This is a genomic window from Marinomonas piezotolerans (assembly GCF_003362755.1).
GTDB lineage: Bacteria > Pseudomonadota > Gammaproteobacteria > Pseudomonadales > Marinomonadaceae > Marinomonas > Marinomonas piezotolerans.
Window position 1 is genome coordinate 52,517 of record NZ_QKRA01000003.1, and the last position, 26,594, is coordinate 79,110.

The following is a 26,594-nucleotide window of genomic DNA, read 5'->3' on the forward strand; positions in this document are numbered from 1 at the left end:
AGGGGCTGTACTGCATGAATGAGTCGAACAATCCAGTGCGGATCGCTTTCATTGGCGAATGTATGATACAGCTTCAGGGCCCCCTGTTTGGCTCACTTAAGCAAAGTTGGGGGGGAGATACCTACAACACCGCGGTGTATTTGCGCAGACTGCTGCCAGAGGAGTTTGAAGTGCACTACTTGACGGCGTTAGGGGATGACGCATTGAGTGAGCATTTAAAGCAAGCATGGCATGCGCAAGGGCTGGACGTCGGTAAAATTCGAACCATAGCCGACAAGCGCCCTGGTTTATATCAAATCAGTACCGATGCCAGTGGTGAGCGATCGTTTCATTACTGGCGTAATGATGCAGCGGCTAAATACCTGTTTGACCAGCGGAACGTTGATGAGGTGGCAGATCTTCTCATGTCATTCGATCAAGTGTATGTATCGGGTATCAGCTTGGCTATTTTGACGCAAGAAGGACGATCTGTATTACTGAGTGCATTAGAGCGATACGCTGATCACGCAGGTAAGGTCGTATTTGATAATAATTATCGACCGGCCCTTTGGGCCTCATTAGAAGAATGTCGACAAGCATATCGTCGTATTTTAGCGGTGGCCGACATCGCGCTAATTACCGAAGACGACGATCAGCTTTTGTGGCAATACACCCAAAGTGATGAGATTTTTGCGGCCTATCAATGTCCGGAAGTGGTCATCAAGCGCGGCTCTGAAGCCTGCTTGCTGCGTGTTAATGGGCAACGCATGGCCGTGCCGACTCAAGCTGTTGACAATGTGGTGGATACCACTGCAGCGGGCGACTCGTTCGCAGCGGGCTATTTGTTTGGGCGTCTGACATCCGAATCACCAGAGCAATCAGTGCGCTATGGCCATACTCTAGCGGGCCGAGTGATTCGATTCCCAGGGGCGACTATAGACGAATCGGCCATGCCTCACTTTTGATCAATATTCTAATCTGCTTTTCCTGTGGTAGTGGGCCATTGCTCTAATAGGATCTGAATAAACAGGTCTGCTGACGGAGATACGGGCGTAGATGTGCGTCGTATCAGCCCAATGGAGCGGTCGATTTGCTCTCCTGCTAGGGGGCGGTAGGTGAGCGCACTGTTGGTCCCCAAAGGCATAGCTAAACGCGGTACAATCGACAGTCCCAAACCCGTTTCAACAAGGCCTAAAGACGTCGATAAGTGTTGAACTTCGTAGAAACTGTTGAGATTGACCTGATCGCGAGCAATCGATTTGTCTAATAGTATTCGGTTGCCACTGGTGCGACTCACACTGATTAATTTGTAATCTTCTAAATCCTTCCAAGTGATTTCTTCCAATGCGGCCAAAGGGTGATCTTGGCGCATACATACCACAAATGGGTCGTCGATAAGTGGTGTAAAGCTCACTTCTGAATGCTGAGCGATGGCCATATTGATACCAAAATCGGCATCACCCTGTATGACTGATTCAAGCCCTTGGTTAGCGCTTTCATCCAATATTCGAATCTGAATTCCAGGATATTTATCGTTAAATGCTTTGATAACAGAAGGTAAGAAATAAAACGCCGCCGTGGGGATGCACGCAATCGTGATGGTGCCTTTTTGTTGGCTGGCCATGTCCTTGATACCTAACACCGAAAGCTCAAACTCTTCTAACATTCGGCGCGCTTTGGGGAGAAACTCTCGACCCACTGTCGTCAGTTTTGTTTTTCTCGTCGTTCGTTCAAACAGGCTTGCTCCCAGCACGATTTCTAGCTTTTGTATGCGTCGGCTCAGGGCTGGTTGAGACAAAAACGTGGCTTCAGCTGCCTCGTGAAAATTCCCTGTTTCGGCGACCTTTACAAAGATTACAAGGTCCTTAAATTCGATTTGATGCATGAAATTGAGTTCCTATTGATGCGTGTCACGCATTGATTATGGCCTATATTTGCATTTGATGCATTTGTATTTGCGTGTAATTCTTCACCCTACAAGAACAACACGCGGAAATTACGTTAAATGGGTGAACTTACTATACCTTGCATGCTTATGAGAGGAGGGACTTCGAGAGGTCCTTACCTTCGTTTGACTGACATGCCAGAAAACCGCGATCAGTTAGCAGAATTACTGATCAAGATAATGGGGTCCGGCCACGAATTGCAGATCGATGGTTTGGGCGGCGGTAATAGCCTCACCAGCAAGGTCGCTATGGTTGGGCCTTCAAGAACTGCTGATGCAGATGTCGAATATTTGTTCGCACAAGTTGGCATCGCAGATAAAACAGTCGATTTTTCGCCTAACTGCGGCAACATGCTTGCGGGAGTTGCTCCGTTCGCCGTTGAGTCGGGGTTGGTCTACGCTAACGAAGGTAAAACCACCGTACGCATTAGAAACCTAAACACCAATAAGCTGATCCACTCAACCGTTCTAACACCGAACAAACGAGTGGAGTACAAAGGCGATGTGATGATCAGTGGGGCTAATTCTCCTGGTGCCCCTATCGAACTGACTTTTTTGGATGTAGCAGGCTCTAAAACAGGAAAGTTATTCCCTACAGGTCAGAAAGTTGACGTCATTGATGGCATTCCCGTTACCTGTATCGACGCGGCGACGCCCGTCATGATCGTTGATGCTTCAAGCTTAGGTAAAACAGGCCATGAAGCGCCAAAGGATTTAGACGCAGATGACATTTTCATGCAGCGACTTGAGGCATTACGTCGTAAAGCTGGGTTGCTAATGGGAATGGGCGATGTGTCTGAAAAGGTGATTCCAAAACCAATTTTGGTGTCGCCACCACAAACCCAAGGGGTTATTTGTGCACGCTATTTCGTTCCCAATCGTTGTCACAAAGCGTTGGCTGTGACGGGCAGTATTGCGATTGTGAATGCGCTTTGCAATGAGGGCACACTTGCACAAGAACTCGTTCAAGCTGAATTAGGTGCGACAGCATTTAAGCTAGAGCATCCGACTGGGTTTATTGATCTTACTGCGAACTGGCAAAATGGAGAGGTGCAATCCGTTTCATTGGTCAGAACCGCAAAACCGATTTTCTCTGGGTTGGTCTATCTAAATTAGACCGCTTCAATCAATAAAAATAACAGGTGTCTACTATGAAAAAATTGAAACAATTCGCCGTGGGTGCTGTGGCAGCACTGACACTAACTACAACCTTTGCCGCGGATCAGGTTGTGCCTGATACGGTCGATTTCACCATTCCATTTGGTGTAGGCGGAGGAACTGACGTTTGGGCGCGTTTTATGGCTCCAAACTTAGCATCTTTTATTGATGGTAATCCTACTTTAGTGATTAAGAATCAGCCTGGTGGTGGTTCTATCACGGGTACTAACCTTTTCTACAAACGTGCTAGCGACGATGGTTCAGACATTATCGGTACATCTGCATCGACTTTGTTCCCATTCATGCTTGGTGATAAGCGAGTTCGTTTTAAATTGGACGAGTGGTCGCCGATCCTTGCTAGCCCAACAGGTGGTGTTGTCTACGTACAACCAGACATAGGCGTTTCTGACAGCAGTGACGTAGCGAAGCTGATGGGTCAAGAATTGAAGTTCGCTTCTCAAGGTCCTACTCAGTTGGAACTACCGATTCTAATCGCATTGGACTTAATGGGTGCGGATATCAAGCCTGTGTTCGGTATGAAAAGCCGCGGCGCTGGTCGTTTGGCATTCGAACGTGGCGAAGCGACGATCGACTTCCAAACATCTTCTGCTTACAAGAACTCTGTTCAAAGCTTAGTGGATGATGGTAAAGCCATTCCTGTGTTCAGTGTTGGCGTAATGAACAACGAAGGCGACATTGTTCGTGATCCGACTTTCCCGAACACCCCAACGTTTGAAGAAGCGTACGCAACGGTTCATGGTAAGCAGCCAAGCGGCATGCAATACGACGTGTACCGTAAATTCTTGGCGGCAGGTTTTGCTTTCCAAAAAGTAATTTTTGTACCTTCTGACGTGCCAAGCGCCGTGCTAGATGAGTACAACTCTGCTGTGCGTAAGATGATTGCTGATCCTAAATTCCAGCAAGAATCGGCTGAGAAATTGGGACCTTACCAAAATGCTGTTGGTATCGATATTGCAAAATACCTTGGCGACGCGGTCAATATCTCTCCTGAAATGTATGTTTGGATTAAAGACTGGTTGAAGTCAGAGTTTAATTACAAGCTGTAATTGGTACATCGCTTAGATAGTTGGAGAGTTTATGTCTGTTTTATTCAGTGCCCTAGATCAGGTGATGTCCGTCATGCATCTGTCGTACCTGATGCTTGGTGTCGTCATAGGTCTAATTGTTGGGATTATCCCGGGATTAGGCGGTATTGCAGGGATGTCTTTGCTGTTGCCGTTTATTTACGGTATGGATGCTTCTGTTGGTTTAGGGATGCTGATGGGACTGGTGGCCGTGGTGCCGACTGGGGATACATTTACGTCCGTGTTGATGGGGATACCCGGATCCAGTTCTTCGCAGGCAACCGTCATGGACGGCTTTCCACTAGCGAAAAAAGGGCAGGCAGCGCGCGCGCTGTCTGCTGCATTCCTTTCTTCGATGATCGGCGGCGTGGTTGGGGCGATTGTCCTAAGTGTCTTCATTTTAGTCGCGCGACCTGTGGTGCTATCGTTTTCATCGGCTGAGCTGTTCATGCTGACCCTTTTGGGTTTGAGTGTGGTGGCCTCTTTGTCTGGTGGAAGTGTGTACAAAGGTCTTGCAGCATGTGGCATGGGACTTCTTGTTGGAACCATTGGTGGTGCGCCTGCTACAGGTGACTTCCGCTTCACGTTCGATGTCGATTATTTATACGACGGAATTCCGTTGATTGTTGTTGGCTTAGGTATTTTTGCATTACCTGAGATCATTTCGTTATTGATTCAGAATAAGTCGATTGCCTCGAAAGGTAATCAGCTTGGTCATGGCTTAGGCCAAGGCTTAAAAGATGTAATGCGCAACTTGCCTTTGGTAGGGCGTTCATCTGTGTTTGGTAGTCTCGTCGGTGCAATTCCTGGGTTGGGTGGTTCTGTTGTTGATTGGATGACCTACAGTTTTGCAATGGGGGCTAGTAAAGATAAAAGTCAGTTTGGTAAAGGTGAAATTAAAGGTGTCATTGCGCCTGAGTCTGCGAACAACGCGTGTTCGTGTGGCAGCATGATCCCGACCATTCTGTTTGGTGTGCCTGGATCCGGTTCGGCAGCTGTTTTTCTCGGCGGTATGTTGTTGCTGGGGATTCAACCGGGTGTATCCATGGTATCGACGCACCTTGATCTGACGTACACGATTATCTGGTCACTTGCATTGGCGAATATTTTAGGGGCAGCGTTGTGTATTTTCTTAACACGCCCTATCTCAATGCTGACTTACATTAAGTTTTCGATTTTAGCGCCTGTCATTTTGACTCTGATTCTGTTCGCAGCGTATCAGGCAACACGTAGCTTTGGTGACTTCCTAGCGCTAGGTGTGGTTGCATTGATTGGTGTGATGATGAAAAGTGCAAACTGGCCTCGTCCGGCATTTTTGATCGGTTTTGTACTATCTGCGGGTGCAGAAAACTACTTTTTCCAAAGCATTCAGTTTTATGAATACAGCTGGTTTACTCGTCCTGGTGTCTTGATCATCGGTGCACTGATCTTATGTGGTCTATTTTTACCACCAGTATTCCGCAGAGTTATGCGCAAACGCCAAACTCAGCAAGAAGCTGAAGCAGCAACTCAGCCAGAGAACAACTTTAGTTTAGATTTTTGGATTGCAGGTGCATTTCTGGTCGTGTCAGCTGTGTTTGGTTACCAAGTATGGGGCGAGCAGACGCTTACAAGAGCTTTCCCATTAATCGCGGTGACGTTATTAGGTGGCTCATCTTTAATGGTGATCATTCAACATCTACGTAATCGTAATTTGGTTGTCCCAGTCGAAATTCGCCAAGGTCTGGTTTACGTTCTTGGGTTCTTTGTGATGGCGTTTTTATACTTTGAACTTGGTTTCTTGACTACAACCTTTATTTTCACCTTGTTGTTTGTGTACTTCTTTGCCCAAGCGGGAGTGGTGAAATCTGTGTCGATTGCTTGTGGTTTGCTGATCTTCTTGTTAGGAATGGGACGTTTAATGAGCGTCGACTATCCAGAAGGTTTGTTTGACGGCTATGTGCTGGCCATTGCTAATATGATTTAGTGTTTTAGACTACATTTTGTAGCCTCCGCTAACCCCAGTGTTGATATGGCACTGGGGTTTTTTTTGTGTGGTATTCGATGTGTTATAACGCTTAAACACCATCATAGTCCTAATGGTGAATGGCTGTCCGATCTTCCTTGCTCTAAACCTTATTATGCATTCAGGATCATTAGGCTTATGGATTCAGCATCACTAGACATCAAAAGATGTCCAATAAGCGAATGTATGAAGGTGTTTGGTATGCGCATGATCAGGCGTATATCGCCACTTGACGAAGGTGTATCGGACCGTCAATCGAAGACAAGGCGAAGTATATTTAAGCGCGAAATTTGCAGTAAATATCGATAACAGGGAGTGTTTATCCATTTAGTTTAAGTATGCTGCTGAGGCAGCGAACCGTTCCGACGATCTAAGCACTAGCAGCGATGCAGATTAAGTTGTTGAATCTTGGCTGGGTGTTACGGTTCAAATCCCCTCCGAATCAGGACTCAGTCCTCTAGTTGAAATGATTTTTAGGTCGAACAATATGCTGTTCTTTTTTTAAGTGATTGGCTAGATAGACTTTGGGTTTATGTTTAGATTGGCCAAAAAAAAGCGCCCCGAGGGGCGCCGAAAAACATGACATTTAACTGCCATAAAAGGGTTATTGCACGATCTCGGGTCCCATGATTGCGTATGGTAACGCAGTGGATAGAGCTGGGATGTAAGTTACCAAGATCAAGAATACAAATAGCACCGCTACAAACGGCATGGCAGCTTTTACGACGCGCGCTAAGCTCATGCCGGTGATCCCCGATGTTACAAAGAGATTCAAACCAATTGGCGGTGTGATCATACCGATTTCCATATTTACCACCATGATGATACCTAGGTGGATTGGGTCAACACCAAGCTCCATAGCAATCGGGAACACAACTGGTGCAACGATAACTAATAGACCTGATGGCTCCATGAACTGACCACCAATCAACAATAGAATGTTGACAGCGATTAGGAAGGTAAACCAGTTGAAGCCTACGCCAAGCATCCACTCTGTGATTGCTTGTGGAATACGCTCTGCCGACAAGGTGTGAGCAAACAACAAAGCGTTAGCGATGATGAACATCAGCATCACAGTCGTTTTAGTGCCTTCCAGCATGGTTTTACGTGTTTCGTCACCAAATAGAGCAGGGAAGAAACCACGAACCATAAGTGATAGGTTACGGCCCCAGATTGGTATACCCGCCGCCATGCAGCCTACAAGACCTGTGTCTAGGTGTTGGCCACGTTTGGAGATGTAAAACAAAGCAGTCACGATACCTAGTGCTAGGCCAACTAAAGCACGTGCGCCACCAGTAAAGGAGTCACTGTTAGCGAAGGCGAAGAAGGACATGATTTCCCAAACTAAGAACAAGGATACACCGTAAACAGTACCGTTGAAGCCAACACGTGCTGCTGGGGCATCTGAGTCGTTTGTCCAAGTTTGACCTTTTAGAGGCCCCATATCACGATATACAAATAGAGCAATGAATATCGAATACACCGCGGCCACAACCGCAGCTTCAGTTGGGGTAAAGGCACCGCCGTAGATACCACCCATGATGATAACGATTAGGAACAAGCCCCACCCCGCTTCTTTACCACCACGAACGAGATGGCCAAAGCCTTTCCATTCTTCTGCAGGTAGGTTTTTGATACGTGCCACAACATAGATAGCAAGCATGAGCATACCACCAGCCATAAGGCCTGGGATGACACCCGCCAAGAACATACGACCAACAGATACGTCAGTTGCTGCGGCGTACACTACCATTACGATAGATGGCGGAATCAAAATACCCAGTGTACCAGCGTTCGCGATGATGCCAGAGGCGAACTCTTTTGAGTAACCTACTTGACGCATACCTGCAATCGCAATAGTACCGATTGCAACAACAGTCGCTGGCGATGAGCCAGATAACGCTGCAAACATCATACACGCTAATACCGATGCCATCGCTAGACCGCCGCGGAAATGCCCTACGGAGGCGATAGCAAAGTTGATGAGACGTTTTGCAACACCACCCGTTGACATAAAAGACGATGCCAACACAAAGAATGGGATCGCTAATAGTGTGTAATGCTGACCCGCGCCAAACAGTGAAATCGCTACTGAAGACAAGGAGTCATGCGAGAAAAATGTGATGAATAAAATGGACGATAAGCCCAATGAAATACCAACCGGTAGCCCGATAAAGAGCAAGGTCAGTACCATACCAAATAAAATTAATGCTTCCACGATACTCTCCTAACCCAATTAGTCTTTCAACGCGCCTTTGTTCTCTTCAACCAAATCTTGCGCTTCGTGACCACTAATCAACATGTCGCGCTTATTGGTTGCAATCGCCCAAAAGGCTTGCAGAGAACGGTAGGCAAGAAGTGCCAAACTGATTGGTAAGATAACGAGTACTAACCAGCGGTGCACACGGGGTTGAAGATCAAATGCTTCCGCAAAGAAAACAGGGTAGCGAAGTTCGTCTTGCCCTAAGCCAATGCGCCACATTTTATACCAGTATTCGATTGCGCCACCGCGAACATCGACACCGAGCATGGCAAGCCAAGTAGAGTCTAATAGGATCAGGCCATAGAGCATAGCGCCCGCTGCGCCAACCAAAGACAGGAATTTCATCGCTGGGCGTGGCACCGCATTAAGTACAATGTCTACCCCGAGATGGATGCCTGTTTTGATGCCATAGCTCATGCCTAGCAGAATCAGCCAAGAGAACATCACCGTATTAAATTCAAGGGCGGCGATCCAACCAGTATTGAACGCATAACGTGCAATAACCTGTCCGAAAGACACAACCATGATAGAGGTGATGACAAGAACCAGTAAGTTCTCTTCTAGACGTTCCATAAAAGTAGGGAAACGCTTTTCCAGTACCCAAAGTACTAGAATAAAAATAAGTAGGTATAAATGAGGCCAATATGCCATGGGATTACTCCTGATCTACGAAACGCAGCCCAATAGAACCGTATACACTATATGAATCGGATGGTGACCACAAAGTGAAAGGTGGAAGGAGCTGACCCCGGATGGGGTCAGCATTGCTGCACTGTCAAGCTGGGCTTAGGCGCCAGCTGCGGCTTCGATGGTTTCTGTGCCAATTGAATCTTCGAACTGTTTCCAAACAGGCTTCATCGTCTCAACCCACTCATTACGTTGCTCTGGAGTCAATACGTTGATTTTGCCACCTGCTTTAAGAATGTTCTCGCGGTTCGCGGCTTCAGCAGCTTTTACATTTAGGTTGGCTTCTTGAGTGACTTCGTTTGCAATACGCATGAACTGCTCACGATCGTCATCACTTAGGCTATTTAGGAATTCAGAAGATGTCATGAACAAGTAAGCCAACAACTGGTGGTTGGTTTCTGTCACGCTATCTTGAACCTCGTAGAATTTTTTCGTGTAGATGTTAGACCAAGTATTCTCTTGACCATCCACAACGCCCGTTTGCAATGCACCGTATACTTCTGAGAAGGACATCGCTTGTGGAGAAGCGCCCATTGCAGAGATCATTTGCTTCGCAACATCAGAGGTTTGAACGCGGAATTTTAGACCTTTAGCATCGCTAGGTACGATCAATGGTTTGTTGGCAGAGAAGTATTTCATACCAGACATCCAGTAGCCCAAACCAACGAAGCCAGCGTATTCATCCATCACGGTTAATAGCTCTTGACCTTTTTCGGTTTGAGTAAAGCGGATCGCATGATCCATATCTTTAAAGATGAAAGGTAGGTCAAATACACCGTACTTAGCCGTGTAAGAACCAAATTTAGATAGGGAAGGTGCTAGAAGTTGGACATCACCTAGAAGAAGAGCTTCAAGCTCTTTAGAATCACCAAACAGGGTAGAGTTTGGGTAAACTTCGACACACAGTTTGCCATCCATTTCTTTATTAACACGCTCAGCAAAACTGTTAGCAGCCACCACTTTAGGGTGAGTCGTACCGCCTGTTACGTGGCTGAATTTAACAACGCGCTCTCCAGAATCACAGCTAGCAGAAGCTGTAGTTGCAGTGAAAGCTAAGGCAGCAGTTGTTAGTGCAAGGCTAATTTTTTTCATTGTTATATGACTCCAAATATAGGTTTTATTATTGTTAGTTTGGTCTTCGCCAAACGAGCAACAAATTGATGGTTGCTGGTCATACTTCTTACATATTGCGTGCCAACTTTTTGAGTTTTATATAAGTTGATGATATATATCACTTTTATTTTTTTATTCGGCTGTTTCTAAGAAAATTCGAAAATTCTGTTGAGTGGTATTACGCCGACGAGATGATTGTGGTGGGTGGAATTCCGCCTATTAAGGCAGTTGATTTAATCGCTCTTGAACGGTTTGCTTGAGCGCTTGATAAAAATGCTTTTTGCCGTGGAATCCGAGCCGCTTGGCATCCTTCTCAGAAAGGATATTTAGTGCGCAGCCCAGTAACAGTCTATCTTTCGGAATATTCTCATCGAGTTGTTTGTTTTGAAGCAGTAGCAAAACAAGACTCAGTAACTGCCCACGAATAGCATCGTAAGGACGGTGATACTGACAAAAAAGCGTTAAATCAGCAGAGTCTTTGGGTGTGAATTGATAGAGTGGTGGAAAGTCGCCTATTTCACAATGTTGGTTAATTAACGCCGATAGATCCTGTGGCAGAGTGCGTAAATTGAGTGGTGTTTCACGGTGCCATTGACGAGAAAAGTGCTGTTGCCACTGTTCTAATTTAGTGTTCGCTACAGGTGAGGTAGCGCGCAACATCATCATCGAGTAGCTGCCGCTGGCCTGGTCTTTGCTAGATCCGAGTCTTACCATCTTATAGTGGTTTGTTAGCCAAAATGACAAGACATCTGCCGTCGCAGCAAAACTCGTCGCAACGAATTCGATATTATGTTGTTTGGCGCCCTGATAGATTCGGGCGAGCAAACGACTGCCGAGCCCTAACCGGCGCTGCCCCGAGGCAATGGCAATTCGACTAATACGCCAATACCGGAAGCGCCCGGCATCGTCAAAACCCTCATGTGCGAGCAGGGACTGGGGTAGCAAGTGACCTCTTGGACGCCGTTTACCTTGTAAAACCTGCCCGCTAAGGACATCTGGAAGCCCGCCTTCCTCGCTGATGAGAGCAACCCCGACTAGTTGATCGTGCTCGTACTCTAGAAAAGTAGTAACGCTGGGGTCATCGACTATCCATCTTTTATTATCAGGATTGGTTTGATAGTGAGCATTCACTAATAACGCAAAGGCTTGGTCTAGTAGATCAGGGTGGGACAACCAATCGGTGCCATTTAACCTTGAGGGTCGCGTACTATAAATATGCTTGGGTTGGAAATCCTGAAACAGCATTGCATCGAGCCAAGCCTCTAACGGGTCATTTTCCGCCCAGCGTATCGGTTGCTGTAAGGTGTGACGATAATAGGGTTTACGGTGCTGACGTAAACTCTCTGAAAAACGCAGACCAAAGCCTCTTCCTACGCCCTCGTATCCAAAATCTGTACTGCTGTAAATAACCGTTTTTGCTTTGTTTGCCATGTCTTCCAACATGGGTATCGGCAGACTCGCCGCTTCATCAACCACTAACAGGTCATAGTGGCGGTCATTAGCAAGTAAAGCATCTGGAGCAATAAATGGTAAGCTCGCGGAATTTAGTGTTTCGAACCGATGTTTAACAGTAGAAATGTTATGCGGTGCCGTCGCAGTACATGCAATGCATAGGTTGTCTTGTTTGGCTTGGTGAAGTAGCTCTCCTAGTAAAAAAGACTTACCGCGTCCTCTGGGTGCAAGTAGCGTATGTAAGGCATTAGTATGATTGTTTAATGTTGCAATAAGAGCAGCCTGATTCTCCGTTAACTCGGGTGAACTTACGTCTCCAATTGTAAGGGAGGGAAGAGGGTTCTCAGGCCACTGCGTCGTAAACGGGGAAGGAACCGCGTCAGCCGCAGTACTCTCGATATTATGAAGCGCGTCCCAAAATATGCATTTATAACTGCTTTTATGGTTCGCTTCTGTCATAGGCCACGGTAAAAAGCGTGCTAGTTCCCGATCGTCTCTGTTTTTCCAGTCATCGCCTAAGTGAACGACCAGTAACCCACCTCCGTTTACGGTACCTGCCAATATTGCTAATGCAGAGAGGTTCAAGCCTTCGCTGAGGTCAATAAATACCGCATCGTAACTATTACCTAACTGGTTCTTGAGCGCATTGAGACCGATGTAACGGGCGTGCTGATCGTCAAGCGCTTGATGAGAGACGACTAGGGTGTTTTGGAGGTTGTGACAGGTGCGATAAAACAGGGCTAACGCCTCTGGCAGCGATGTTTTACTTAAAATACAGTGGCGATGTTGGTGACGCGAAAGCAGCATGGTAAGGGCTCAAAAGATTGGATCATGATAAGAGATACTTTGAATAGGCACCTCTTATCATGATACCCCTGCAGAACTTGCAATAAAACGCTTTAGGACACCGTAAATTTGGATAATTGATTCCGCAGCGATTGCGCTAATTCTTGAATATGGATGCTTTGTGCTTGTGAATTATTCGCCTCTTCAAGCGTGCTTTGTGCTTCTTGATGGAGCGTGTTTGCATTGCCTTTTATTTGCGTTGCTGCAACGCTTTGCTCCTCCGCTGAAGCCGCCACACTGGCGATCCCTTCTGCGACAACGACCATTGATTGGCGTATTTGCGCCAATAACTCCCCAGCATCGCTTGCTTGAGATACACTGAGTTCCACTTGGTCGCGACCTTCTTGCATTGTCGAAACCGCAGAGCGGCTGCCTTCTTGTAAGCGCGTCACTACCTTATGGATTTCTTCTGTCGATTGCTGAGTGCGTTGCGCCAGAACGCGGACCTCATCCGCAACCACTGCAAATCCTCTACCTTGCTCTCCTGCACGTGCCGCTTCAATGGCTGCGTTTAATGCTAGTAAGTTCGTTTGCTCAGCAATGTCGTTGATGACGGTGACCACCGCCCCGATATTCGAGGTGCTACTTTCAACATCTTCAATGGTTTGCGCTGCGCGTTCAAAGGAACTGGATAAGTTGCTGACTGTATTTTTGACGAGTTCTACAGCTTGGTAACCACTTTCGGTCGCCGCGCTGACCGAGTTTGACTCTTCAGAGACTTCAACTGAATTACTGGCCACCTCTTCGGTTGAGGCGGAGATTTGTTCAATGGCGGAGGCGACTTCCACACACGACTGAGTGCTAGACGAGGCCGATGACATCAAATGAGCATTGGCTTCATTAATTTGATGTGCAGCGCCATGCAGCGCCTGACTGGATTCATTGACTTGAATGATAAGGCTTTGAAGGTCATCACGCATACCACGAATGGAATGTTGTAAATGGTGTAGCTCGTTGTTGCTGTCTTTTGGTACTGGCTTTTTAAAGCGGTAGGTTAAATTGCCTAAACCGATTTCTTTCAGGCCAGCGTTGATTTCCCGCAAAGGCGAGAGTGCACGACGTATAAAGTACCAAACTGCCAAGGATAACAGTATTGCCCCAACTGCAGCGATGACAGCGATGACTAAAAGGATGCTGTTGATCTCAGCTTGATACTCGGAACTATAAGTCTTGATAGCGACCACCCAGTTCCAACCCTTTACGTGTTGGAAAATGGCTTTAGATTCACGAGCGTCAGAGTCTTGCCCATCGACTTTAACAGTGTAATACAGGGCACCGTTGTCAGATTGAAACATTTTTTGAAATTCAGACTTCAATGCAGGGAATAGAGCATACAAGTTCTTGCCTGCAACAGACGGATGAACTAATAAATTGCCTTCGTTGGAACCCATATCCGCGACATAAACATAGCCTGACTTACCAAAGGTTAACCCTGACAGTTGTTCGCTAATGTCTTTGAGTATGTCATCTAAGGATACCAAGGTAATAACGAATAGCGTGTCATCGGTGGCTAAGGGGCGAATATCTGCGAGGTAGTCAAGGCCCTCAATAGTAATCATTTCAGAAGAGGGAAGGTTTGTCGGCAGTGAAAACTGCTGATCGAAAGCACTCGATGATGAGGACAAGAGTTTGTATTGGTTGCCATCTCTTTGCGCCAAAAGAATGTCTGTTTGGGCGATATTTTTCAGGTTTTGTAGACTGGCATCATTTTTTTGGATCGGCTGACCATTTATTAAAACCTGACTGCTATTACGGGTGACAGATTTTGAAAGCATGGCGTTGGTCATACTGGATGCACGCGTTAGAGACTCTTTAATGAGTGCGTGCTCGGTTTCTAGTTCATGTGCAACCAATGATACTTCTGTGAGTTGATGGTCGGTAACAATGTCGTTGAGCTTCTGACTCAGTACTTCGTTGATCGCGATGACCAGCACTACGAATATAGTCGTGATGAGCAGCAATACGCCAAGACCGACTTGATTGGGTAGGCGCATGTTTTTAACAGCTGAGAGCATGACCGATACGTCCTTTTTCTTATAAATGATCAGGTTGCTCTTTTATAAAGTATTTCGTATTGATCTATTATGGCAAACTATGAAAAAAAATGTATTTTTTCAGTTTTGGTCCGACATTTATGATCATTCTCAATGATTGAAATAAATGCGAGTGGCGTAGGCGATCTGAGTGCTACCAAGTAATCGATTTATGATTCCAATCCATGTAGCTGGCTTTTCCATCAGGCTCCATGGTTGCCATTAGCGATAATAATTGCGAAGCAACAAACTCAGGCGTAAAGAGCTTGCCTTCCGGTACAGAGCTTTGAAAAGGTTTTGATAACGGTGTGTCCGTCGTGCCAGGGTGAAACGCTAGCAGCTTTACATTCTTTGCTCGTCTAGCAAGCTCAATAGAAGCCGTCTGAATCATCATGTTTAGAGCGGCCTTGGAAGCCCGGTAACTGTACCAGCCGCCTAAATTATTATCGGATATGCTACCAATACGAGCACTGAAAATGGCCACTTTGCTTGGCGTGCTACTTTTGATTAATGGCGTTAAATGCTTGAGCCAAAGCGTTGGCACTACGGTATTACTATGTAAAGTGTCCATCAGCGCAGCGCCATCAATGTCTTCAATCTTTTTCTCTGGTTTTTTTTGCTCGTTGTGTAACACCCCATTGCAAATAAAGACATGACTGACGGGATATCGAAGATCAAGTGAACGACAAAGCGCAGCGATATTATGTTCTTGGTAGTCGCATGTTAATGGAGTAACTTTGGCGGTTGTCTGTTGCGCTTTACGACTGATAGTAATGATTTCGCAGATATCGTTGCGATCGAGGAGAGCTTGAATAATAGCCTGAGCGATTGCACTGCTGGCCCCGACAACGATTGCAGAATAAGACATGTTACGACCCCTTAAAAGTATATATGGGGTACGCTACATATCAGGATTTGGATGAGTTAATCGCGATCGCAGTAGCCTTTTTCGCAGGGTTCGCAGCGTGCTTTACCAGTCAGCCAGTAAGATAACTTGTAGCGATGTTTCGCAAAGAGTAAATACGCTTGGTCTGCAAACCATCGCACTACTGGTAAGCGTAAGATAGCGAGCCACGAATGCTTGCCAACGGCTTTCCAGACGGCACGTGTCGCATCAAGCCCTAGTAGCAGAGTACCATCGTCGAGTTGTGCGTGAAGCATCCGATCTGCGGCGTGTTTATCGATATGAGAAAACTCATCCGCGAAGCGATCGGAATGAATATCAACTAAATCCAGTTGATGCTGGTGATCATACTGTCGTAACTGTGCCATCTCTTTCACGCAAAGAGGACAATAGCTGTCATAGAAGAGCGTGATCATAAGTCACCATTAATATCGCGGGTATAACATCAATAAATGCATGGAGCAGACAGATACCGTTAAAACAAAGCGCATACCTGGGTAATAGCTAGTATCTGTGCGAACCATTTTGAGCCATCTTGCTTCAACCCAAAATAGGCTCACATAGCCAAGCAGAAGCACAAGCAAAGACAATTGCGGTTGGTTCGTCAGTAAACCAACCCATGCGACCAAGGCAATAAGATTGCTGCAAATAAGTAGTAGGCGACCTTTTGTCTGGAAAGGTTGTTCTAGCACTTGTCCCCAAATAGCGCCACCTAAAAAGCTTAAGATGATGGCGCCGTAAGAAATAAACAACTTTTGAGCCGTTAAACTCGCGTGGAACCAGCCAGTATGATAGGCCAGCAAACTGCCTATGAATGGTAAAAGGCCTAAGAAGCCAAGTGACGTGATGAGATAGCGAGATGACGTTCGCATGGTACGGGCCTTAAAGTGAAACTGTGCAAAGAATACGCATTATCCAATACTATGGATCACAAAACATCAAAAAAAGTTGATTGATTCAGATTTTTTCGCCCATTGAGCGAAATCCGGTCACGGAGTACAATGGCGAACTTATTTTTTATCGGCGACGCGGTGTGTGTCAGCTGTTCTAGAACTAATAAACTAAGGTGTGTTTAGAAAATGCCAGCTAAAACGATGGATGAACTCGTCTCCCTTTGTAAGCGTCGTGGATTTATTTTCCAAGGCAGTGAAATATACGGTGGTATGCAAGGGGCTTATGACTACGGTCCACTAGGCATTGAGCTAAAAAATAACCTTAAAGGTGCTTGGTGGCGTGCCATGGTATATGACCGTGATGATGTCGAAGGTCTTGATGCTGCGATCATTCAAAACAAGCACGTTTATAAGTACTCTGGTCACGAAGATACCTTCACTGACCCGATGGTTGATTGTCACGAATGTAAATCGCGCATGCGTGCTGACCACATGAAAGACATCAAGAAATGTGACAACTGTGGCTCTGATAATGTGACTGAGCCGCGCGATTTTAATTTGATGTTTAAAACCAACGTTGGCCCCATGGTTAACGAAGACTCTTACACTTACCTACGTCCGGAAACGGCACAGGGTATCTTTACTAATTTTAAAAATGTCGTTGACTCAACAGCGCGCTCTTTGCCATTTGGTATCGCTCAGATTGGTAAATCGTTTCGTAATGAAATCACGCCACGTAACTTTATTTTCCGCGTTCGTGAGTTCGAACAAATGGAATTAGAATTCTTCTGTAAACCAGGAGAAGACGAGCAATGGCATGATACATGGGTGAAGCTACGTAAACAGTGGTGGTTAGATCAGGGGCTCGGTGAAGAAAATATTGAGTTCGAATACGTTACTGGTGACGACCTAGCGCATTATTCAAAAGCGACTGTGGATATCTTGTACAAGTTTCCACATGGTTTTGAAGAATTGGAAGGGGTTGCGAACCGTACAGATTACGACCTTGGCTCTCACACGAAAGCCCAAGATGAATTTGGTCTGTCTGCAAAAGTTAAGCCGAACGCGCATTCAACAACTAAATTGGCAGTACGCGATCTTGAAGCGAACAAAATGGTGGTGCCGTTTTGTATTGAGCCATCCGCAGGTCTAGACCGCGGTGTATTGGCGGTGTTGACAGAAGCCTTCACAGAAGAAGAGTTAGAAAACGGCTCCAGTCGAATTGTTTTAAAACTTAAGCCACACCTTGCGCCGATCAAAGTCGCGGTATTGCCGCTTAAGAAAAACAAGCCAGAAATCGTAGAAGCGGCCAAAGGTATAAAAAACCGTCTGCAGAAACTGGGTCTGGGCCGCATCCTATACGAGAACACAGGCAACGTAGGTAAGGGTTACCGTCGTCATGATGAAGTGGGTACACCTTTGTGTATCACCGTTGACTTTGACACCATCGAGCAAGAAGGTGCGCCAGTAACGGTTCGTCATCGCGATACGATGGCGCAAGAAGTAGTTAATACGGCTGACCTGCCAAGCTTTATTTTGAATTACTTTGTAAACCAAGATTAAGCTTTTATTTTTGGTATAAAAAACCGACGCACATGTGCGTCGGTTTTTTTATGGGTGCTGCATTGCTATGCTTTTTTTCAATGATGTGCTCAGAAAAACTAAAGAGTGCTTGCTAGTAGTCAGTGCTACCTTATAACTGTTTTGGATGAAAACAATTATAAGGGAAACCAAATATGAGAACATTATGGATACTTGGACTGGCATTGCCAGTGGTTGCGCACGCGAACGTTGAACAATGCTCGACTGAGACGTTCAGCGCTTCTGGCTTAACTGTGACGTCAGCAAGTTGGGAGGCTCCTGAAGGGAATGTACATGTTGAGAACTGTTTGGTTCGGGGTGTTCTAAACCCTTATGTGGGGCAGGATAACCGCGACTACGCAATTGACTTTGAATTGCGTTTGCCTAAGGATTGGAGCCAGCAATTTGCCTATCAGTTCAATGGTGGTGCAGACGGTGTGGTGAAGCCAGCTCTTGGAAACCTCAGCAGCTTTTTACCGAAAGAGTATGCGGTGAACCGTGGTATGGCTGTTGTATCGACCAACGGTGGACATGACCCGAAGCATCATAAAGATATGGGCTTAGCCAGTGGAAGTGGTTTTGGTTTCGATGCCAAGGCAAGGGCACGGTATGGTTATGCGGCGGTTGAAGAAATGTATCCGGTCGCCAATCGCCTTATTGAACAATTCTACGGCGCCCCTGCTAGCTATCGATATGGGATTGGACCATCCAACGGTGGTCGTATGGCGATGGTTGCAGCCTCCCGCTTTCCAAACTTTTTTGACGGTCTAATGGTTGGGTATCCAGGTTTCAATCTACCTAAAGCAGCGATACAACATGCTTGGGATGTGCAGCATTTATACAGTTTGACAGGTGATTTAAAAACGTCTTTTAGCCGTGAGCAGTTGTCAGCTGTGGGAGACTATGTCGTAAAGCAATGTGATAATTTGGATGGCTTAGAAGACGGTTTAATTTTTAATGCGTCGCAGTGTCAGAATCTCGTTGATATGAATGATTTGGTTTGTCAGGACTCAAATACCTGCCTATCCCAAGAACAAGCAGACGTCTTAATAGCTATGCATCAAGGTCCGACAAATAGCGCTGGCCAACCGTTATACAGTGATTGGTACTTTGATGCGGGCATTGGCTCGGAAAATTGGCGCGTCTGGAAGATCGAGAGCCCAGTTCCAGCGTGGGGCTATAATCCGATCATTGGCGCTATGGGATCTTCGGCATTAGCGACGGTATTCACAACGCCGCCGACGCCAGTGGATGGTGATCCAAAAGCATTGATTGATTTTCTATTGGAGTTTGATTTCGACAAAGACGCGCCGCGTATTTATGCTGAGACCGAACATTACCCAGAATCAGCAATGGACTTCATGACACCGCCTGATGTCGCCAATCCGACCTTAGCTGGCTTCAAAGCGGCAGGTGGTAAGATGATCATTTACCATGGTAATAGTGATCCAGTTTTCTCGGTCGCTGATACCATTCGTTGGTACAAAATGTTGGACAAAAACCACAACGGCAAAGCTAATGAATTTGTGAATTTCTACCAAGTTCCTGGCATGCCTCATGGTAATGGCGGCCCCTCTCTTGATCACTTCGATACGCTAAGCTCTTTAGTGGCTTGGGTTGAGCAAGATAAGAAGCCAGGTCGAATTATCAGTAGTGCATTACCAGATAAAGAAGTTAGTGAAACGTTACAAGGGGCGACACGACCTTTGTGCCCATTCCCAACCATTGCGGTTTACAACGGTGGTGATACCAAAGACGCAGCGTCTTTCGTGTGTCGCTAATCGTTCATCTACCTGTAAAGTAAGCTGATTTATCAACAAGCGAGACACTTTTTGTCTCGCTTGTTTTATTTGTGCTGATCAAAAAACTGCGTCACATCATCAACAATCGGCGCTTTACTTGGTAAAAACCAAATTAAACTCGACACCATCTCAACGTGCCCAGCGTTGGGGTAGGTTTTGGTGGTCACTTCACCTTGTTGTTCACGAATCTTAGCGCTTAGGAGATCGATATTTCGTCTTCCTACCAAATCATCCTGTTCACCCCATAAAAGCTGCATCGGTGGCTCATCTCCATCGATAAACGTTGTCACCGTCATCTGAGGGTAGCGTTCCGGTGGGCCGAAAATGTCTTTCAGGTCTTCGGCAACCGGTACAAAATCATAGGGTCCAGCTAAGCCTGAAAACGCATCAATGATCGTCGGGTCTAGTTGGTGAGCAGCAAGATAGTCTGGATTGGCACAGATCAGTGCGCCAATATGAGCGCCCGCTGAGTGTCCTAAAATAAAGAATTGATTGGTGTTACCGTAATATTGATCGATATTACTAAATGTCCAAGCAATCGCTTCGGCACCGTCTTCAACAAATGCGGGAAATTTGACTTCAGGATATTTACGATAATCTGGAATAACAACAACATAGCCTTGTTGTGCAAAGGTTTCGCCAACAAACTGATACATTTCTTTATTTCCATCTTGCCAACTGCCACCGTAAAAGAAGACGACAACAGGGTGTTTGTTGTCTGCTGAGGCGTCTTCGGGCACATAGATATCCAGCTGTGCTAGGTGGTGCGCTCCATAGCTAACTTCTGTTACGCGCTCGGTATTACTTAGCTTAGCGGGGATGTTGGCAATGTCGACTCCTACCTGCGTACAGCCAGCCATAACCAATGATGTAAGCGCAATCCATGAACGTTTGAGTTTAATGACGGCATCCTCTTAACATTATGCTTTAAAGGGGATACGCAGCAAACGGTAAAAAGGATGACTAATAGTGAGGATAAAAGCCCGAATTCCTTATAGGTTCCATGAATGCTCCTTGGCGTTAGGCTGCAATTCAGGATAATCCTTACCATGATAAATTAAGGAGAGCATATGAACCCGACCATCGAACTACTTACCTCTCACCGATCAATCAGAAAGTTTACTTCTGAGTCACTACCACCTAATTTACTTGAAACGCTTGTGAAAGCGGGCCAAGGCGCGTCGACCAGCAATCACGTGCAAGCCTGTTCCGTGATCCGAGTATCAGATGCGGCAAATCGTGAGACGATCATGGCGTTGGCGGGGAACCAACCTTACATCAGCACAGCGCCTGAATTTCTCGTATTCTGTGCGGATATGAAGCGCAATGTCGACGCGGCAGAGCGTACTGGTATTGAAGCTACCCGGGGTATGACCGAGCAGCTTCTGGTTTCGACGGTCGATGTTGCATTGTTTGCGCAAAACGTCGCCGTTGCAGCCGAATCGGTAGGATTAGGTATTGTCTATATTGGCGGCATTCGTAATAACCCTGCACCAATCAGCGAGCTGCTAAAGCTGCCCGAGCATGTTTACCCTGTTTTTGGAATGTGTATCGGATACCCAGACCAACAGCCTGAAGTTAAGCCGCGCTTGCCCCTAACAACCGTGCTAAAGCAGGATTACTACAACTCAGAGGATGACGAAGCCATCATCAATCGCTACGACCAAGACATGTCAGATTATTACCTGCATCGCAGTGGTGCAGCGAAAGACTCCAATTGGTCAAAAGGTATGGCTCCCATGTTTAGTGGCAAACTTCGTCCCCACATGCGCGAGTTCTTGATTTCGAAAGGTTTTGAGATGAAATGATGACGTCTGACGCTTAACCAGAATGATTCATCATTTAATCGATATTAATTTGCATGAGCCGCTTGGCAAGCGCTATCTCTCTGGCTATAATGGGCGCCGCTTTTAGGGCCTGTAGCTCAGTTGGTTAGAGCATCCGACTCATAATCGGCAGGTCCCCCGTTCAAGTCGGGGCAGGCCCACCATATAAAATAAGCCCCAGTAGGTAGTTACTTGCTGGGGCTTTTTTATTGCTATTTCTTTTTGGATTTCGCAAAGGGGTTGCTGCGTAGACTGGGGCCTTTCGTTACGTCCGGTGGCGGAAGGTCGATTTTGGGCTTCTTATCTTTCCCCGAGTTGGCGTTAGGCGTTGAATTCGCTTTGGCAGACTTTTGGTTCCGAGGGTGAGAGTCGGGCACTCGGTGCTCTGCTTCAAATCCGGGGATCTCTTTGCGTGGGATGCGTTGCTTTAATAAGGCTTCGATCGCTCGTAGGGCTTCAATTTCATCGGCGCAGACAAGTGATACAGCGCGCCCTTCTAGGCCAGCACGGCCGGTCCGACCAATTCGATGGATGTAGTCTTCGGCCACGTGTGGCAGGCTGACATTGATGACGACGGGTAATTCTGCGATGTCCAAGCCGCGGGCTGCGACATCGGTGGCGACTAAGTAATTGAGTTGCCCGTCACGAAACGCTTTTAACGCAGCAAGGCGAATGTATTGCTGTTTGTCACCGTGCATGGCAGCGGCATTAAAGTCTTCCGCGATCAGTAGCTCGGTGAGTTCATCGGCTTCACGTTTGGTTTTTACAAAGATCAGTGCTTGGTGCCAATGCTGGCGGTGTAGCAACTCGGCTAGAAGCTCAGGCTTTCGGGCTTTGTCGACAGGGTAGACTTGGTGGCGCACTGTCGTGGCAACCTTATTGCTTTGCTTCACGGCCACTTCTTCAGGGTTATTTAGCCACACTTTCGCCAATTGTTTGACCGCATCGGAGTAGGTCGCAGAGAACATCATGGTTTGGCGAGTGTTGGGCAGAATGGCGAGCAGCTCATTGAGGGATTCTTCAAAGCCAAGATCCAGCATGCGATCGGCTTCATCCAGCACTAGATATTCTAGTTCGTCAAACGCGACGGCACCTTGCTTCATTAAGTCCATTAATCGGCCAGGAGTCGCGACTAAAATATCGGTTCCACGTTTTAGACCATTTATTTGAGGGTGGGTTTTCACACCACCGTAAACGATTTGGCTACGTAGCCCGAGCCCTTGGCTATATTTGCGTACGCTTTCGCCGATTTGGCTGGCCAGTTCCCGTGTCGGCGCTAAGATTAGGCAGCGTACTTGGTTTGGGCTTGCTCTGTTCTGCCCAGCAAGCTTCTCCAACAATGGCAGCGTAAACGCCGCGGTTTTCCCCGTCCCTGTTTGAGCAGCTGCGATGATGTCATTGCCTGACAAAAGCAGAGGGATGGCCTTTGCTTGGATGGGGGTTGGCTGTGTATAACCAAGAGTGTTTAAGTTATCGATTAGCGGCTGAGATAGCCCGAGTTTTGCAAAGGTCATAGCACTTCAAAGAATAAGAGGGTTTAAGGCATGCAGCACAATTAACAGCGCTGCACGTCAACAGAGACTTTAATGGTTTGAGATTCACCGCCGTCAAATATTACGCCCTGTAGTGGCGTGACGTCGCTGTAATCTCGTCCCCAAGCCGTCACAATATGTTGGTCGCTTGGCATAAGGTTGTTAGTGGGGTCAAACTCTACCCAACCCATGTCTGGAATGTAAATGGCAAACCAAGCATGTGATGCATCGGCACCCACAAGTTTTTCTTGTCCTGGAGGGGGTAAGGTTTCCAAATAACCACTGACGTAGCGTGCCGGCAAGCCGACGGACCGAATGCAGGCAATGGCTAAATGAGCAAAGTCTTGGCAAACCCCTCGTTTTTCCAATAGAACTTGTTCCACAGGGGTACTGACGCTTGTTGCAGTGGGGTCAAAGGTAAATTCATTGAATATTTTTTGGGTAAAGTCGAGCGCTGCTTGTAACACGGGTACGGTATCATCAAAAGTTTGTGCGGCATAATCGGCCAAATCTGATGAGCGATGGATAAGCGGTGAATCCATCAAATATTCTTTCGTCATGCGAAGCTCTGGTGTCTCTGCTGCGGCAAGCAATTGGCGCAGCTCCCCGCAGGTAACTGAGCCAAGAAACAGTTGTTGGGAGCGTTCCAACGGCGTTATGTCATAGACGCATTCCATATCAATTATCAGCTTTTTATGAGGCTCTTGAATCGAAAAGTAGTACGTCGGATTACCGAAATAGTCTTCGCTCTCGGTTTGGTATATGGGCGTCGGGGTAACGTGTAGACGTCGGTTTACACAGATCTGATTTAACGTGTCTCTTGGTAATAGGTGCGCCATGTTATAGCACAGGGTTACCGCTGATCCATATTTGTATTCTGTGAGATGTCGTACTCGGTACTTCATACGTCATTCTTCCATTTCGATTTGATCAGCTGCTGAGGGCCTGCTGTGTGATCAAAATACTTGTCACTGATAATGGTCGTGAGCTGTTCTAACTGGTCGGTGATTTCTGTCATCAGTAATTCTAGGTTTTGACGTGTTTGGGACGATTCTTCTGTTTGAGCTAAGTCTTCCAAATCAGCCAATTGAATGTCATTAAGAGACTTAATAATCAGTTTGTTCTCTGGCGACAAACCAAGACCTGCCTGCTGTGTATGCGGTAGCTCGTTGACGTATTTTCGTAGTTGTTCAACCTGATAGATCAAGGAGCGTGGGTTGCTTCGATCAATCATCAGTAAGTCTAGACCGAACGATACCCTGGCTTGCGTGCGATAACGTCGACGAAAGGAGATCAATGCTTCCACACTCAGTAACACGGATTCTAGTATCTGTTGTTGCTGTAAGCTTGGTAACGGCTTACTTAAGGTCGTTTTAAGCAACTTGGCGGTTAGTAAGGCGCGTTCGGTTCGTCGTCCAATCTCTTGGAACATCCAGTCCATGCCCCGTAACATGCTCTCGTGACTGAGGCCTGATAAAGCGAGTAGAGTTGTGACTAAGCCATCTAACGACTCCTCTGGCACCGCGGGTAAACCATTTATATAAGCGCGTTCTAAGCTGTGAATGTGATCACGTAACTCATTCAGAATGATACGCGTGTCGGCAGATAGCATTTCTTTGACTTGTTCGCCGCAGGACAACATCAACTGCAAATTGGCTTTAATGCTACCTGTACGTTGGCCGTCGATTACCAGCGAGGCCAGCTCATCGTTGGGTTGTTGAGTAAGTTCTGGGTTATCAACAAAGCCAGGCAAGCACCCAGTAATTTCAGACAATGCACTTAACAAAACTTCTCGACTTTCATCGGGGAAGTGGTCAATGCCATTGAGCTGTTTAAACGTCGTGCGCATTAGCCGTAGGCCCATCTCAGCTCGTTCAGCATAACGGCCAAACCAAAAGAGATTTTCTATGACGCGACTAGGCAGGTTGCTTTGCTGTGCTTGGACTGCTTGTATGGTCGCGACACTGACTTCACGATCGAGTTCAGGTGTATCGCTGAGAATCCAGGTGTCTTTACTGCGAGAGCCGGATAAATTGGTGACGATGTCTTCACCTGGAAAATCTGCGACTCGCGTCAGGCCACCAGGCATCACACAATACCCTTCATCCGTCGCAACAGTAAATGCTCTCAGCAGACACGGGCGATTACTTAATTGTTCTTTATCCCAAATGGGCATCATCGAGCCTGGGATATAAGTTTGCGCGACGTACTCGGTTGGGTTTGCCAAGATCGTGGCTTTGGCGTTTGCTAACCCTTCTTTATCCAGAGTATGGCCGTAAAGGCTTTTGCTTTGAGTGCTGCGATGCGCTGGTTTGATGATGAAGTCGGCTAAATGTTCGAGCACATAATGTAATTGCTCAGGGTCTCCACACCAGCGGGACTCCACTGATGGCAACAGTGGTGCCTCATTCATCAGACATTGACTGATTTGGGGTAAGAATGACAATAGCGCGGGGGTTTCGAGAATCCCTGATCCGATTGGGTTTGCAATGACGACATTTCCCTGACGAGCAACTTCGAGTAATCCCGGGACGCCTAGCATCGCATCGGACGTCAGCTCAGCTTGATCGCAATAGTTGTCCTCTAGCCGACGCATAATGACATCGACTTGTGTCAAACCCGTGAGAGACTTCATCCAGACTTTACCATTGCGAACGGTTAAATCGCCGCCTTGTACTAATGGGTAGCCTAGGTGGTTGGACAGATAAGCGTGTTCAAAGTAAGTGTTGCTGTATGCCCCTGGTGTTAACACGACAATACGAGGCGAGTCAGTGATATGACTGGCTAAGTTCGTTAACGTGTCACGCACGTTTTGAAAGAAGCGTGCCAACCGCATGGTATGGCTATCACGGAACAAACTCGGGAGTATTCGTGAGACAACCGTGCGGTTTTCCAGTGCATAGCCTGCTCCGCTAGGGGTTTGAGTACGATCACCAATCGCAATGAATTGACCACTTTGATCTCGCACCATATCCACAGCGTGAAAGGTTAAATGCTTGATACCAGGCAAATTCATATTGTGGCATTGGCGTAAGAAGCCTGGATGCGCAAAGATGATTTCCGACGGCACAATCCCTTCTTTTAACAAGCGTTGCTCGCCGTAAAGGTCTTTGAAAATAAGGTCGAACAGCGTCGAGCGCTGCTGTAAGGCTAACTCGATGTGTTGCCATTCTGCACAGGTGATGGCATTTGGCAAAATATCTAATGCCCAAACAGATGGCGATAACGGGTCATTTTTAAGGTTAAAGGTGGCACCGTCATCGCGCAAAATACGCTGCGCGCGACTGTGTCGGTCTTGCATTCCTTGCATACCTAAACTGGTAATACACTCCAAAATGGCTTGCCAATGTGGGCGAGCCGCCCCGTTGGAGGTAAACGCTTCATCATACGCACCTACGGGTTGTTTGTAGGGAGACGTAAGCAGCGACGTTGATGTCGCTGCTGTTTGAGTGGAAACAAGGCTGTTCATGATCTCTGAGTTCTGAAGTAA

At 46.7% G+C, this 26,594-nt stretch carries 20 protein-coding genes and 1 tRNA gene; 8 read left to right on the forward strand and 13 right to left on the reverse strand.

The features are described from left to right. The first annotated feature begins 14 nt into the window (after window positions 1–14). The gene (locus DN730_RS07735) at window positions 15–944 is read left to right on the forward strand and encodes a sugar kinase (RefSeq protein WP_115467550.1); all 930 of its coding nucleotides are present in this window, start codon (window positions 15–17) and stop codon (window positions 942–944) included. A gap of 8 nt (window positions 945–952) precedes the next feature. Here DN730_RS07735 and DN730_RS07740 read toward each other — a convergent pair whose 3' ends face one another. Continuing rightward, window positions 953–1,864, reverse strand: coding sequence for a LysR family transcriptional regulator (locus DN730_RS07740; protein ID WP_115467551.1), 912 nt, complete (start codon window positions 1,862–1,864; stop codon window positions 953–955). Between the two features lie 120 nt (window positions 1,865–1,984). On the opposite strand from DN730_RS07740, the gene DN730_RS07745 reads away from it, so the two are divergent. From DN730_RS07745 to DN730_RS07755, 3 genes are read left to right on the forward strand one after another with little or no spacing between them, the layout of a single operon-like run. Then, window positions 1,985–3,040, forward strand: coding sequence for a 4-oxalomesaconate tautomerase (locus DN730_RS07745; protein ID WP_115467552.1), 1,056 nt, complete (start codon window positions 1,985–1,987; stop codon window positions 3,038–3,040). A 35-nt stretch (window positions 3,041–3,075) separates the two neighbouring features. Then, complete coding sequence (locus tag DN730_RS07750; protein ID WP_115467553.1) at window positions 3,076–4,149, forward strand: type 2 periplasmic-binding domain-containing protein; 1,074 nt, start codon at window positions 3,076–3,078, stop codon at window positions 4,147–4,149. Window positions 4,150–4,180: 31 nt separating this feature from the next. Next, window positions 4,181–6,133, forward strand: coding sequence for a tripartite tricarboxylate transporter permease (locus DN730_RS07755; RefSeq protein WP_115467554.1), 1,953 nt, complete (start codon window positions 4,181–4,183; stop codon window positions 6,131–6,133). A gap of 643 nt (window positions 6,134–6,776) precedes the next feature. Here the strand turns inward: DN730_RS07755 and DN730_RS07760 are convergent. From DN730_RS07760 to DN730_RS07795, 8 genes are all read right to left on the reverse strand, one after another. Further along, window positions 6,777–8,390 carry a TRAP transporter large permease gene (locus tag DN730_RS07760; RefSeq protein WP_115467555.1) on the reverse strand — a complete coding sequence of 538 codons (1,614 nt, stop codon included), beginning with the start codon at window positions 8,388–8,390 and terminating at the stop codon, window positions 6,777–6,779. 18 nt (window positions 8,391–8,408) lie between these two features. Continuing rightward, a complete protein-coding gene (locus tag DN730_RS07765) occupies window positions 8,409–9,086 on the reverse strand; it encodes a TRAP transporter small permease (protein ID WP_115467556.1) in 678 nt (225 codons plus the stop codon). Window positions 9,087–9,221: 135 nt separating this feature from the next. Continuing rightward, complete coding sequence (locus tag DN730_RS07770) at window positions 9,222–10,214, reverse strand: TRAP transporter substrate-binding protein (RefSeq protein ID WP_115467557.1); 993 nt, start codon at window positions 10,212–10,214, stop codon at window positions 9,222–9,224. Between the two features lie 240 nt (window positions 10,215–10,454). Then, a complete protein-coding gene (locus tag DN730_RS07775) occupies window positions 10,455–12,494 on the reverse strand; it encodes a GNAT family N-acetyltransferase (protein ID WP_115467558.1) in 2,040 nt (679 codons plus the stop codon). A 92-nt stretch (window positions 12,495–12,586) separates the two neighbouring features. Further along, window positions 12,587–14,548: a methyl-accepting chemotaxis protein gene (locus tag DN730_RS07780; protein ID WP_115467559.1), complete on the reverse strand. Its 1,962-nt coding sequence runs from the start codon at window positions 14,546–14,548 to the stop codon at window positions 12,587–12,589. Window positions 14,549–14,720: 172 nt separating this feature from the next. Then, window positions 14,721–15,434, reverse strand: a complete 714-nt coding sequence (locus DN730_RS07785; RefSeq protein ID WP_115467560.1) for an SDR family NAD(P)-dependent oxidoreductase — start codon at window positions 15,432–15,434, stop codon at window positions 14,721–14,723. 56 nt (window positions 15,435–15,490) lie between these two features. Further along, window positions 15,491–15,886, reverse strand: a complete 396-nt coding sequence (locus DN730_RS07790) for a thiol-disulfide oxidoreductase DCC family protein (protein ID WP_115467561.1) — start codon at window positions 15,884–15,886, stop codon at window positions 15,491–15,493. A 9-nt stretch (window positions 15,887–15,895) separates the two neighbouring features. After that, entirely contained in the window at window positions 15,896–16,342 is a 447-nt protein-coding gene (locus DN730_RS07795; protein WP_115467562.1) for a DUF3429 domain-containing protein, read from the reverse strand. A 207-nt stretch (window positions 16,343–16,549) separates the two neighbouring features. Between DN730_RS07795 and DN730_RS07800 the strand changes: the two genes are divergently transcribed. Both DN730_RS07800 and DN730_RS07805 read left to right on the forward strand, forming a co-directional pair. Continuing rightward, window positions 16,550–17,926, forward strand: coding sequence for a glycine--tRNA ligase (locus tag DN730_RS07800; RefSeq protein WP_115467563.1), 1,377 nt, complete (start codon window positions 16,550–16,552; stop codon window positions 17,924–17,926). A gap of 173 nt (window positions 17,927–18,099) precedes the next feature. Then, window positions 18,100–19,725 carry a tannase/feruloyl esterase family alpha/beta hydrolase gene (locus DN730_RS07805; protein ID WP_115467564.1) on the forward strand — a complete coding sequence of 542 codons (1,626 nt, stop codon included), beginning with the start codon at window positions 18,100–18,102 and terminating at the stop codon, window positions 19,723–19,725. Window positions 19,726–19,790: 65 nt separating this feature from the next. Here the strand turns inward: DN730_RS07805 and DN730_RS07810 are convergent, their stop codons facing one another. Continuing rightward, the gene (locus DN730_RS07810; RefSeq protein ID WP_115467565.1) at window positions 19,791–20,606 is read right to left on the reverse strand and encodes an alpha/beta hydrolase; all 816 of its coding nucleotides are present in this window, start codon (window positions 20,604–20,606) and stop codon (window positions 19,791–19,793) included. Window positions 20,607–20,816: 210 nt separating this feature from the next. On the opposite strand from DN730_RS07810, the gene nfsA reads away from it, so the two are divergent. Together nfsA and DN730_RS07820 are read left to right on the forward strand one after the other, a co-directional pair. Further along, entirely contained in the window at window positions 20,817–21,554 is a 738-nt protein-coding gene (gene nfsA / locus DN730_RS07815; protein ID WP_115467566.1) for an oxygen-insensitive NADPH nitroreductase, read from the forward strand. A gap of 105 nt (window positions 21,555–21,659) precedes the next feature. Further along, window positions 21,660–21,736 (forward strand) — tRNA-Ile (locus DN730_RS07820). Between the two features lie 48 nt (window positions 21,737–21,784). Here DN730_RS07820 and DN730_RS07825 read toward each other — a convergent pair. From DN730_RS07825 to DN730_RS07835, 3 genes are read right to left on the reverse strand one after another with little or no spacing between them, the layout of a single operon-like run. Next, window positions 21,785–23,086, reverse strand: coding sequence for a DEAD/DEAH box helicase (locus tag DN730_RS07825; RefSeq protein WP_115467567.1), 1,302 nt, complete (start codon window positions 23,084–23,086; stop codon window positions 21,785–21,787). Between the two features lie 41 nt (window positions 23,087–23,127). After that, window positions 23,128–24,009 (reverse strand): transglutaminase family protein, encoded by an 882-nt coding sequence (locus DN730_RS07830; RefSeq protein WP_115467568.1) that lies wholly within the window; start codon window positions 24,007–24,009, stop codon window positions 23,128–23,130. Then, the gene (locus DN730_RS07835; RefSeq protein WP_115467569.1) at window positions 24,006–26,573 is read right to left on the reverse strand and encodes a circularly permuted type 2 ATP-grasp protein; all 2,568 of its coding nucleotides are present in this window, start codon (window positions 26,571–26,573) and stop codon (window positions 24,006–24,008) included. The genes DN730_RS07830 and DN730_RS07835 overlap by 4 nt, the downstream gene beginning before the upstream one ends. Between the last annotated feature and the right edge of the window lie 21 nt (window positions 26,574–26,594).